A 12,068-nucleotide genomic window follows, 5' to 3' on the forward strand; every position below is an offset into this window, starting at 1 on the left:
TCTGATCCGGCATGCGCTTCCCCGTTCTGCTCATCCATTCACCCGAACTTGACACCGACTAGATTGCCCACCCTCCCTCAAACTTGTCAATGACTAGATGTGGCGTAATCTGCTGACCATGCCCACCACCAAGAGCAGCTCGTACCATCACGGCGATCTGCGCCACGCCGTCCTGGCCGCAGCCCTCGATGTGATCGCGGCCGAGGGCCCCGGCGCCCTGAGCATGCGCGACCTCGCCCGTCGCGCCGGTGTCTCGCACGCGGCTCCGGCCCACCACTTCAAGGACCGCACGGGTCTGCTGACCGCGATCGCCACGGACGGTTACGAACTGCTGGCGGACGCCCTCGCCGACGCCGATGGTCTACGCGAACGCGGGGTGCGTTATGTCCGGTTCGGGGTCGAGCATCCCGCGCACTTCCAGGTCATGTTCCTCCCGGATCTGCTACGCGGTGACGACGCGGCCCTGCTCGCCGCCCGCGCACGGGCCGGGGCCGAACTGAGTGCCGGGATCTCCGGGGTACCGGCAAGTGGCCGCGGCGAGGACGCCCGGCTCGCGGGGGTCGCCGCCTGGTCGCTCGCCCATGGCTTCGCCACGCTCCTGCTGAGCGAGAACCTGCGGGAGCCGGTGGGCGAGCGGGATCCGGAAGATGTGTTCCGGGCACTGGCCGAGCTGCTGTTCTCCGGCAGCCGGGAATAGTTCGCCCCCGAGAACACCGTGGCCTCGATCGCGAAGCTGCTCGGTGCCTCCCGCGGAGCGGTCCCGGAGCGTCACCGCCGTCGCGGCGGCTGCCCTGTCTCTCCAGACGGTTATGGACGTATGGTCTGGCCCTGTGCGGCGCCTTCCACCGCTGTCACATATGCCCGTATGCCCGGGCGACCTCCGAGACGGGAGTCCCGTCGTTCCCGTCCGCGCCCATTCTTTCCAGGGATTCCTTGATCTCGTCATCCGTCACTGACTCCAGCTCCACCAGTGCGTCTTCCCTCATCCGGGTGAGCCATCCGGTCAACTGCCGGTCGGTCAGCGGCGGGTGGTGCGGGCAGTGCGCCGCATCGCGGATGAACCGCCGGGCCCGTGCGCAGGTTCACGGCGCGCTGCCCCCCGAGCGGAAGAACTGTCACCTTCTGCGATAGCGGTCATGCACTCGGCTTGAGGACCCACCGCAGTGCGGGCTGTGCCGGGAGAAATCCGTTGTCGCGCCACCGCCGCGGTCGCATACTTCAGGGCGTGACCACCCAAGTCGACTCCAACGCCACCGTCACCATGCCCGTCACTGTGCGCGATTTACTGCCCCAGGATTTGCCGGCGTGCACCTGGTCCGGCTCGGCCACCCACCTGCGCCACGTGGAGCGAGAGCTGGCACGCGCTGCGGCGGGTGAGGTGGACTACCTGGCGGTATGCACTCCTGCGAATTCTCCGGTGGCGATCGGCGGCATCGACTACCAGCTCTCCGAGGAAGCCGGCACCCTGTGGCAGCTCGCCGTGCTGCCGGCGCTGCAGTCCTGCGGCTTGGGAACGCTGCTCGTCCGTGCTGCCGAACAGCGGATCCGGCATCGGGGGCTGCGCAGGGCCGAATTGGCTGTGGAGGAGGACAACTCCCGGGCGCGCGCCTTGTACGAGCGCCTGGGCTACGTCGCGTACGGCCGCGGGCCGGAGGCCTGGGACGAGGAAGGGCCCGACGGGTCGGTCCGTCGCCACGAGACGATGTGCGTTCTCATGCGAAAGAGCCTCTGAGCCCCGTCCGGCTGCGGCACGTACTCAACAGGGGCTAGCCGCCCGGGTGCAGAGTCCTGTCGAACTGGGTCCTGGCACAGACCTTGCGGAGCCAACTGCCCGGAAGTGGGCAATGACGGGCCGGCGGTGGACCAGGATGCGTGAACGTGGCGTCGACTGCGTCGGTCCAGGTGGAGAGCGAGTGTGGAGCCGAGGCGGTTGCTGGTGTCTCGCCGAAGTCGCGGACATACGTCGAAGTCGAAGTCGAAGCCCAGCGGGGCCGCCAGCCGGGCGCCGGCCCCGGCCCCGGGCCCCGACCGGCACGGCCGGCCTGGTCGGCACGGCCGGCCTGGTCGGCACGGCCGGCCTGGTCGGCACGGCCGGCCTGGTCGGCAGACACCCCAGTGAGCGTCAATTCAAATCGCCGGACGAGCACAAGGCACAGCGCGCCGCACGGTCAGTTCCGGGCCCAGCGGGCGTACTCCTGCTCGGTCGCGTCGGCCTCGGTGAGCCGCCCCAGGCTTCGGAGCAGTTCCGCCTGGGCGGTCAGGGAGTTGAGGTAGGCCGGCAGGAAGGCGTCCGGATCGAGGCCGGCCAGTTTGCGGAGGATCCAGGTCGCCTCGACGCCGAAGGGCAGCGCCTCTAGATCGCGGCCGTCCTCGGCGAGGAAGGCGGTATGGTAGGTCAGCATGTCGGCGTAGTGGAGGGTCGCCTCGGTGACCTCGGCGCGCTGAGGCAGCCCCCAGGTCCGGCAGAAGTCGATCCCCTCGACGGCCGCGGTGTCGGCCGCGGGACCGTCGTCTTCCGTGTCATGGCCGACGACCACCTCCCACAGGGCGGCGGTGAACGCGTCCGCGAGGCCGACCGCACTGCCCTCGTCCACGATGAGTTCCCGGCACCTGCCTGCCGCCTCCGTCACCAGGGGCAGCCCGGCCCGGTTGTCGCCCATCTCCCGATGACAGCGGGCGGCGGAGATCAGGACCCCAACCAGCAGCGGAGTCTGACCAGGAGTGTCACGGAAGATCCCGGCCGCGGCGAGCAACGCGTCCAGCGCGGCATCGAACTGACCGAGCTCCGCCCGGCAGTTGCCGAGCCCCAGGTGGACGAGTCCGAGCTCGAACGGGGGAACCTCGTGCGGCTCGGCCGTCACGGCCACGGCCAGGCCCTCCTCGAACAGGCTCACCGCGTCCGCGAAGCGGCCGAGAACGGTCAGGCACTGACCGTGCACCCGCAGGGCACTCACCAAACTGGGGGCCGCGTGCGCCGCCCGGGCCATCGTGATGGCTTCCAGGCCGACCCCGTACGCCTCGTCGACGTCCCCGAGCACGGTGAGCGCCGCGGCCTGCACCACCAGGTTCGCCGCAATGCGGCCTCGGACCGTCGGCGAGGGCTCGCTGTCCTGCCACCATCGCGCGGCCAGCCGCGATCGCCGCAGCGCCGGCTCCGGCCGACCCAGTTCCTGTAGGCAGACCGCCGACATGAACGCGGCGTCGGCCAGCCCGGGCAGGGCGGAAGCGGGCAGATCCGAAGCCTCGTACCCCTCGATGACCCGATCGAACGCGGCCAAGGCAGCGTCGTACTCCCCGCGGCCGAATTCACCCCGTCCCTCGATGGTGTGGGAGGTCAGTAACGTGGCGACCACCGGGTTCGTCGGCGGCAACTGCTCCAGAGCGGCCCGTGCCAGCGCGGCGTGGCCGACTGCCTCGGCCGGCCGGTCGACGGCGAGGTACGCGTTCGCCAAGACGGTCTGCGCCTCGGCTTGCATCGCCGCCAGGCTCGGCCAGCGGCCGATCGCGCCGTCCTCGCCGAACGAGGACACCGCTCGGGCCAGTTCGGCCGTCGCGCGCTCCGTGAGTACGACGACGTCGGCACGCTGGTCGACGGCGAGCGACGCGCGCGCCAGGGCCAGCTCGGCTATGCCGCGGACCAGCGGCAACAGCGGTTCACTGGCGGCCACCGGAGCAATGACGTCCACGGCCTCCCGGGCGCTGCGCATGGCCGCCTCGGGCGTGCCGAGCTGGTACGCGGACAGCTGCGCCAACGCGCTGCCAAGACTCAGCAGCGTCTCGTCGCGCTCCTCGGGGTCCGTGTATTCATCGATCCGCAGCTCGAAGCGTGCGAGCGCGATCGACTGATGTACGAAGCCCATGGCGACGTCCATCCGGTCAGCGGCGGCGAGCATGACGGACAACGTGTCCAGGCCCTCGCCGATGTCCTCGAACACGTCCAGCATGGCCTGTTGCGGCAGCGGCAGCGCGTCCGGGTCCAGTTCCGCCAGCTCGGCATCGCTCATCGAGGTCAGCCAGTCGTAGGGCTGGCGGCCCGCCAGGAGTTCCGCGAGAACGTGCAGCATCCCGCGAACGTCGTCTGCCTCCTCGGTCACGCCCCCGTCGGCCGCGAGTCGGTCGACGGCTTCCGTGAGGGCCTCCGCCGCGGCCTCGACATCGCCGCTCCACAGCAGATGCAGCCCCCGGAAGGCACTGACCTCCGCGAGCACCGCGGCAAGCTCGGGCGTCTCGGGCAGGTTGCGCAGGAGCGCCGTGGCCTCCTCGACCTCAGCGGCGGCCCGCTGCCGCTGAGCGGATGTCAGCCGCAGCGGGTCCATGCCGGCATACGACAGCGCGGCGATCTTCGCGAGGACCGCCTTTCCGAAATCCGCCTCGTACTGTGCGAAATGCTCAGGGCCCAGCCGCTGGAACTCGGCGATCGCTTCGTTTGCGTAGGCGAGCGCCGCATCGGCCACGTCGTCCTCATCGTCATTACCGCCACCACCGCCACCACTGTCACCACCGTCATTGCCGTCATTACCGTCACCGAGTTCGTCGGCGATCGTGCTGAGAAATTTCGCGTACTCGGCCCGCGAGCGGTCGTCGGTGACGAACCGTCGGCGAAGCCCGACACTCTCCGCGAGCACCCTTGCGGTCAGTGTGTGGTCGGACAGGTGCTTCGTGAGGCCGTGCAACGCGTCGGACACCGCGATCGCGTTTACCGGGGCCTCGTCGGCGGGCAGCGCGGCGATGCGCGGGGCGAGGCGCTCGGCGAGGCCGGTGCTCAGCCAAGCCGCCAGCGTGATCAGCGCGGAGCTGTGTTCCGCGGTCCACCGGTCGTGCTCCGGTTCGCTCCAGGCGGGTGGACGCAGCGGTCGCGGCTCCCCGAGGGCACCCTGGGAGCCTCGAAGACCTTGGGGACTTGGGGTATCGCGCAGACTTGACGCCAGCTGCGCCAGCGGCTCGACCAGTGGCTGAAGCACATGACCGGCGAAGTCGCGGCCGATGCGCAGCTCGATCGCCTCGACACACACGTCCAAGGCGGCCGCCTCATCATCCAGGCTGGCCAGGCAGGAGGCGAGGTTGACCAGCGTGTCGCAGCGCTCGATCAGCCCGCCGGTGTCCGTGCCGCCGCCGTCGCGCGCCAGGGCGGCCGCCGCGGTCAGGGCCTCCCGCGCGGCCGGCCAATCGCCGCTGTTCGCCTGGCCGGTGCCGACGTTGTACCAGGCGCGCGCCAGGCGCCGGGGCTGGTCCGGGCCGAGCGAACGGGCGACAGCCAGCGCCTCGGCCGCCAGGGCCGTCGCCGCGGCGGCGTCGAGGGCAGTGGCGGCCTCCGCGGCCAGGTCGGTCAGCGCGTCCACCCGGACCGGCACGGTCTGCACGTACGGCGGCTGGGCCTCACACCAGGCGAGCGCCAGTTTCGCGAGCAGGCTCATCAGCCGGCGGTAGCTGTCCTCGCGGCGCGGGACCCGGCGGACGGCCGCGGCTGCGGCTGCCAGCGGGGGCTGTGCCTGCCCGCCGTCCAGGACCCGGTTCAGGGCGATCTCGATCAGGCCGGGCAGCCGGCCGCCGGGCTCCGCCGCGGCCTGGGCCACGAGCGCGCCGAGGCATTCGGCGAGGAAGTTGTGGAGGGCGTCGCGGACACCTGCCCGGTTGCCGGCCGCGAGGCTCAGCGACTCCAGCATGTTCGCGGCGTGCTCGGCGGTGCTCGACTCGTGCCGATAGACCGACACCACCAGCTTTGACAGCCCCGGTTCGGCGGCGAGCAGCTGCTCGGCCAGCAGGTCCGGCTCGAGCGCGGAGATCCGGGAGCCGGCTCCGAACAGCTCGGCCAGCCAGTTCCGGACGTTGCCGCGGACCAGCCCGCCGGCGTCTGCCAGGTCCGGGATCGCCGACAACAACCGGGGCACGACGTCGATCTCGGGTTTGGTCAGCGTGGCCAGCGCGACGACCTGGTGCGCCAGCGGAGCCGAGACCTGGTCGATCCCGTGTTCGGTGCGCCGCCGCAGCCAGTGCCCCATCTCCCGGTCCAGGAACTTCGTCATGACGTCCGCGGCAGTCGGATAGACCTCACCGCGAATCGCCAGCAGCACGGCGACGTGCACCTTCAGCGGATTGCCGTACGCCTCGTCGGTGAGGTCGAGTCCGGACAGGTCAGCCGCGCCGCCGCCGAACGCCTGGCGGGCCGATTCCCGGTGCTGCAACCGGTCGTCGCCCGTCAGCCCGCCGACGCGCAGCCGGACGACGACCCGCGGCCGGGCGATGAAGTCACTGCGGGTGATCCGCTTGGCGTTGGCCCACCACGTGAGCTCGGAACGGGCCGCGCCCACCGGCTCGTCGCCGTCGCCGGGCACCCGGTCGAGCAGGAGGAACCTGAGTTTCGGGCCGTACTCCCGCGCGCCCAGGGTCTCGATCCACTCGATGGTCCGGTCGGTCAGCCGATCCGGATAGTCGAGGACCAGCAGGGTCGGCCAGACCACGTCGACGACCCTGCCTGCGGCCAGGAAGGCGTCCAGGACCGCGTCTTTGGCGAAGCCGGCCGACCAGCCCTGCTCGGAGAGCTCCCGGCACAGCTGGATGCCGAGCCGGGTCTTGCCCGAGCCACCGGCCCCGGCGACCAGGCCGAGGCTGACGTGCTCGTCGGCGGCGCACCAGGCGTGCAGGTCACGTCGCTCGTCGTCCCTGCCGAGAAAGCCGACCGCTTGATGCCTCGCCTGGAGCAGCTCGTAGTCGGAGAGCCCGGCGAGCAGCGAGATCGTTGGAACGGTCCGCAGGATGGGCTGGTCACCCCGGGCGTCGAGCGGGACGGCCTCCGCCGCCGTGACCGCCTCCAGCCATCTCTCGTCGGCCCCGACCTGTTCGACGAACTCGGGGTCGGTGAACAGCCTTTCCACCGGAGCGGCCTGGAGACGTTCCCCGCCGTATCGCATCCGATGTGCGATGACGACGCCCAGGATCCGCTTCCGGGCGTCCATCAGGGCCGCGCCCGACATGCCGCTCCAGGGTGAGCTGCCATCGCCGGGCAGCAGCGGGACTGCTGAATGGACGTCGATCTCGTAGCGCATCGTGCCGGCGCTGAGCGCCTCGACCGCACCACGCATCGTCTCCGGTTCCCTGACCTTCCTGCCGCCGCGCGTACCGGCCTGCGCGGCGGGGAAGCCCCGGGCCCTGACCGGCACCGAGCCGTTGTCCTCGGCGACGTAGCCCCAGCGGACGGCCCCGGTGTCGGGAGCGCCGGCCCAGGGTGCTCCGTCGACCGACAGCAACGCGGCGTCGCCGACGTTCCGGCTGACCCACGTGACCGTCGCGCGGCGGGCGTGCTCCTCCCCCGCGACCCGGATCTGGACCGGCTGCCCCGGCACCGGCTTGTCACCGTCCACGGCCAGCAGATGGCGGGCGGTCAGCACGATGCGATCGTTGATCGCGTACCCGGAACCGTAGGTCGCCCCGAAGACCTCGACCACGCGATGCTGTCCGGTCCGCTGCTGCTGGTGATCCATCTTCGGCCTTTCCCGGAACGGAACGGCGTGATCAGCCCTCCGGCTTGGCCGCGGGCGGCAATGTCGGCAGTTCCTGGTCACCGATCAGCAGCTTGTCGCCGTTGGAGGCGTCGGCGTGCCGCGGGGACAGCTTCAACGTGAGCTTGTGCACGGATCCGCGGCTGTAATCGGCGGAGGTGCCTGCCGTCAGTACGCTCCAGAGTCCCGCCTTGGCCTCCGCGGAGCCCCGGGCGGTCATGGTGACCTGCAGTTCCAGATCGACGGTGTCCAGCTCGAAGCGCAACGGCTCCCCGGCCCCGGCCAGAATCGCTTGCTGCAGCTCCGACCGCAGTTCGGCAATTGCTTTGGCCAACGGGATTTCAGTCACGACGACGCCTCCCCCGCTCTGCATTCGGGCCAGCGATGGTAGCGCCTAATCAGCCGGACCAGGCACCCCGCGCAGAGACCGCCTCGGCGCCCCTTTCGCTCAAGGGGCGCCGGTGACCTGGTGTTTCAGACGGGGTCGGGGGTACGTCGCGTTCGCGGTGCGGCCGGGCCATGAGCTCACGGTTGGCCACCTGGGCGTCCTGCTCGGTGTCGCGGGCGCTACGCAGGGGTCAGCGGAGCCGGGGACTCGGGGTGGAACTGCTCGACGCGGTCGCGCCTGGTGTACATGGTCCAGTAGTCCTGTGCGAGGTCGTCCGGGTCGGCGACCGGGAACTGCGGACCGTCGGCCGAATCGAAGGCGGCCTGGGCCGCGGCGGACACCTCGCTGCGGGCGATCAGGGACGCGATGGTCAGGGCGCCGACGTAGATACCGGTGTCGGCCAGCTCGGCGTTGAGGGAGTACAGGTAATTGCGGGTGGCGGACATCACCGGGCCCAGGCCGCTGAGGTGGGGCATGGGGTGCGCCGCTGAGTATCCCTGAGCCAGCAGGAAGGCACCCTCGCCGCGCTCGGTCCACTCCGGCAGCACAGCCCGGACCACCTCGACCGGGGTGAACAGGAGCAGCGGGGTCAGTCCCTCCAGGGTGGCCGCGTCCAGCTCGGCGGCCGGGGTGAAGCCCTGCTCGCCGCTGATCGGCCCGTACTCGACCACGTCGATCCTGCCGAAGCGGTCACGGATCGCCTCCACGAGAGCGGGCACCTGGGCGGGCTGGGAAAGGTCGGCGCAGAACGCGACCGCCTCAATGCCTTCACCGGCGAGCACCTCGACGAGGGCGTCCAACCGGTCCTTGCGGCGGGCCACCAGCGCGACCCGGAAACCTTCGCGCCCGAAGCGGCGGGCCACGGACACACCCAGACCGGTACCGGCACCGAAGACGGCGATCACTTTGGACACAGGACTACTCCTTGCCACGGCAGCATTCTTGACCCAAGGGTCAACTTATTGCCGGACAGTAACACGCGACTTGACCCAGGGGTCAAGTTAATCTGTCGGGGGATGCGACCATGGAGGCCGCACATCCACAGCCAGGAGGAACGACCTGATGCGGGCCGACGCGCAACGGAACGCGGAGAAACTGCGGGCAGCCGCCGCCGAGCTCTTCCAGGAGCGCGGCCTCAAGGTGCCCCTGAAGGAAATCGCGCGCCGGGCCGGTGTCAGTCACGGCACCCTCTACAACCTCTTCGGCACACGTGAGGCGCTCATCGACGAAGTGGTGGCCGGCCTGGCCGCGGACCGTCTCGGCGAAGCCGCCGAGCACGCCCTGTCCTTCGAGGAGGCTGGGGAGGGGTTCGCGTACTACGTCCAGAGAGTCTGTGAACTGCAGGCCACCGACCCCGCGGTCGCCGACGTCGTCAGCGGACGCTTTCCGGCCGCCGAGTGCCTGATGGCCATCTGCGGCCAGGCGCAGGACGCCGCCACCCGGATCATCGAGCGGGCCCGGCTGGCCGGCGCCATCCGCCCGGACTTCACCGGCGAGGACCTCCTGCTCTTCTTCGGCACCAGCGCTCTGCTCGCTCGCGCAGTCGCGGACACCGCGCCCGACGCCTGGCGCCGCCAAGTCGCCTTCCTGCTCGACGGGTTGAGCGCGGAAGCAGCGCAAGGGCCGCTCTCCGCCGCCCCGCCGGCCCCACAGCAGATGTACGAGGTGATGAGCAGGCTCGCCGGCACGCCGTAGGGGCGGGCGTCATGCATCCGCCCTGGCCGCAGGGCGTCGGTCCAGGTCGGGTTCTGCTGCTTCCTGCCCGAGGCGAAGGGCTCGTCTGCCCTGAAAGGCGCGTCGGTAGCTCTGCGGGGAGACGCCGACCTGTCGGATGAAGTGCCTTCGCAGGTTCGAGGCAGTGCCCAGCCCGCTGTTGGCCGCGACATGTTCGATCGGTAGAGCGGTGGTTTCGAGCAGGCGTTGGGCGTGGTGGATGCGTTCGTGGAGAAGCCAGCGCAGTGGTGACATCTCGACGGTCTCCTCGAAGCGGCGGGCCAGCGTGCGGCGGCTGAGGTTGGCCCGCTGGGCGAGGTCGTCGAGCGTGAGGGGCTGGTCGAGTTGCGAGCGCGCCCACTCCAGCAGGGGCGCCAGGCGTGTGTCGTCGCGGGCCACCGCGGGCAGCTCGACGTACTGGGCCTGGCCGCCCTCGCGGTGCGGTGGTGTCACGAGCCGGCGGGCCAGTGCGTTGACGACGGCGGCTCCGTGGTCGGCACGGACGATTTCCAGGCACAGGTCGATGCCGGCGGCGGTACCGGCCGAGGTGTAGACGCCGCCGTCTTCGACGTAGAGCACCTTCGGGTCGATGTGCACCTTCGGGTAGCGGTGGGTGAGTTCCTGCGCGTGCATCCAGTGGGTGGTGGCGTGGCGGCCGTCCAGGATGCCTGCCGCTGCCAGGACGAAGGCACCGGAGCAGATCCCGACGATCCGGGCGCCTGCGGCATGGGCCTCGCGGACGGCTGTGACCAGTGCCGCCGGCGGAGACTCGTGCACGTCGGCGCAGCTCGGGACCACCACGGTGTCGGCGCGGGCGAGGTCGGTCATGTCGCCCGTCGCCTGTGCGGTGAATCCGCCCGCGACATGGGTTGAGGGTTCGGTGCCGCAGATCTGCATCTCGTACCAGGGGTCAGCCAGGTCAGGCCGGTCGATGCCGAAGATCTCACACGGCACCGCCAGCTCGAAGATGGGCGCTCCTTCGGTGACCGCGACGGCTACCCGGTGGGCGGCAAAATCGGTGCGCATGGCGGCAAGCTTGCCACTGGCTGCCGCGTTTCGGAAGTTTCATGATGCTCGGAGGGCGGCACTTCGGGCGGCCCGGTCGTGCGACACCGAAGGAGCGTAGGTGAGCCCCACCGAGCAGACGCGGAGTGTGAAGCAAGGAGGGCCGGCGGACAGTCCGTCGGCGCAGGGCAGCATCGGCTTTGGTCAGGCGGTGGCGCTGTACGTGGGCGCCGTGCTCGGCGCGGGCGTGTTGGTCCTGCCTGGTCAGGCAGCTTCCATGGCGGGCCCGGCGTCGTTGCTGTCCTGGCTGTTCATGGGGTTGCTCGGCCTGCCCTTGGCAATGACGTTCGCCGCCCTTGCCACTCGGTTCCCCGACGCCGGCGGGGTCGCCACCTATGCGACGCGGGCCTTCGGCAGAACCGCGGGCGGACTGGCCGGGTGGTGGTATTTCGTCGCCGGCTCGATCGGTCAGACGATCGTGCCGCTGACCGGTGGCTACTACGTCGCCACCGCCCTGCACGTCGATCAGTCCTACGCGTTCCTCGTCGCGGCAGTCATCCTGATGCTGGCGGTCGGAGCCAACCTGGCCGGGCTGCGGCTCAGCGGCAGGGTGCAACTCGGCCTGGCCGGTGGAGTCGCGCTGCTCCTGCTGGCGGCTGTGCTCACGGCGTTGCCGCATGCCAAGGCCTCCGCGTTCACCCACTTCGCGCCCCACGGTATGACCGGGGTCGGGCAAGCCGCCGTCGCCCTGTTCTTCGCGTTCGCCGGCTGGGAAGCCGTCGCTCATCTCTCGGGTGAGTTCCGGGACGTCCGACGTGACCTGACCCGTGCCACCGTGACCACGGTCGTCGTGGTCGTCGTCTTGTACCTGGGTGTTTCCTTCGCCGTCGTCAGCACCGGCACCTACGGCAACCCCGAACTCGACCGCATCGCCGTCGGCCGGGTGTTGGGGGCGGGGCTGGGCTTCAGCGCGACCGTCACCGCCGCGGTCCTCGCGACGCTGATCAGCCTGGGCACGACCAACGCCTTCATCGCTTCCGTCTCCCGGCTCGGCTACGCGCTCGGCCGTGACGGCTGGCTCCCGGCCTCGGTGGGGCGGCTCAACGCACGCGGTGTGCCCGTGCCCGGCGTGCTGATCGTCGGCGGAATCGGGGCGGCCGGCCTGCTCTTCAGCTACCTCGGCGACTGGGGTACCGAGGACATCGTGGGTATCCCGTCATCACTGGTCCTTGTCACCTACCTCATCGGCACAGCCGCCGGAACACGGCTGCTGAAAGGGCGGGCCCGAGGCCATGCCGTGACCGCGCTCACGCTCACGGCCCTGGTGGCCCCGTTCGCCTCCGCCTACATCTTCGTTCCGGTGATCGTCGCCGTTGTGGCGCTGCTCTATCGGTGGGCGACGGTCCGGACCGGACGCCGGGATGCGCCGGGGACGACCGAATAGCTCCCACCCTTCTCCAGTTCCA

At 70.5% G+C, this 12,068-nt stretch carries 8 protein-coding genes; 4 read left to right on the top strand and 4 right to left on the bottom strand.

What is annotated here, in order from left to right; genetic code table 11:
* Window positions 1-118: 118 nt before the first annotated feature.
* Both ACZ6JY_RS31790 and ACZ6JY_RS31795 read left to right on the top strand, forming a co-directional pair.
* Window positions 119-697 carry a TetR/AcrR family transcriptional regulator gene (locus ACZ6JY_RS31790; protein ID WP_469201404.1) on the top strand — a complete coding sequence of 193 codons (579 nt, stop codon included), beginning with the start codon at window positions 119-121 and terminating at the stop codon, window positions 695-697.
* Between the two features lie 564 nt (window positions 698-1,261).
* Window positions 1,262-1,732: a GNAT family N-acetyltransferase gene (locus tag ACZ6JY_RS31795; RefSeq protein ID WP_469201618.1), complete on the top strand. Its 471-nt coding sequence runs from the start codon at window positions 1,262-1,264 to the stop codon at window positions 1,730-1,732.
* 436 nt (window positions 1,733-2,168) lie between these two features.
* Here ACZ6JY_RS31795 and ACZ6JY_RS31800 read toward each other — a convergent pair whose 3' ends face one another.
* The 3 genes from ACZ6JY_RS31800 to ACZ6JY_RS31810 all read right to left on the bottom strand — a co-directional run bounded on the left by ACZ6JY_RS31800 (window position 2,169) and on the right by ACZ6JY_RS31810 (window position 8,798).
* A complete protein-coding gene (locus tag ACZ6JY_RS31800) occupies window positions 2,169-7,478 on the bottom strand; it encodes a trypsin-like peptidase domain-containing protein (RefSeq protein ID WP_469201406.1) in 5,310 nt (1,769 codons plus the stop codon).
* A gap of 31 nt (window positions 7,479-7,509) precedes the next feature.
* Window positions 7,510-7,845: a trypco2 family protein gene (locus ACZ6JY_RS31805; RefSeq protein WP_469201408.1), complete on the bottom strand. Its 336-nt coding sequence runs from the start codon at window positions 7,843-7,845 to the stop codon at window positions 7,510-7,512.
* Window positions 7,846-8,063: 218 nt separating this feature from the next.
* Entirely contained in the window at window positions 8,064-8,798 is a 735-nt protein-coding gene (locus ACZ6JY_RS31810) for an SDR family NAD(P)-dependent oxidoreductase (protein WP_469201410.1), read from the bottom strand.
* A 148-nt stretch (window positions 8,799-8,946) separates the two neighbouring features.
* On the opposite strand from ACZ6JY_RS31810, the gene ACZ6JY_RS31815 reads away from it, so the two are divergent.
* Window positions 8,947-9,579, top strand: a complete 633-nt coding sequence (locus tag ACZ6JY_RS31815) for a TetR/AcrR family transcriptional regulator (RefSeq protein WP_469201412.1) — start codon at window positions 8,947-8,949, stop codon at window positions 9,577-9,579.
* Window positions 9,580-9,588: 9 nt separating this feature from the next.
* Here ACZ6JY_RS31815 and ACZ6JY_RS31820 read toward each other — a convergent pair whose 3' ends face one another.
* Complete coding sequence (locus tag ACZ6JY_RS31820; protein ID WP_469201414.1) at window positions 9,589-10,623, bottom strand: helix-turn-helix domain-containing protein; 1,035 nt, start codon at window positions 10,621-10,623, stop codon at window positions 9,589-9,591.
* A 100-nt stretch (window positions 10,624-10,723) separates the two neighbouring features.
* On the opposite strand from ACZ6JY_RS31820, the gene ACZ6JY_RS31825 reads away from it, so the two are divergent.
* Complete coding sequence (locus ACZ6JY_RS31825; protein ID WP_469201416.1) at window positions 10,724-12,046, top strand: APC family permease; 1,323 nt, start codon at window positions 10,724-10,726, stop codon at window positions 12,044-12,046.
* The last annotated feature ends 22 nt before the right edge of the window (window positions 12,047-12,068 follow it).

The sequence above is a fragment of the Streptomyces sp. NPDC046335 genome (genome assembly GCF_055587985.1).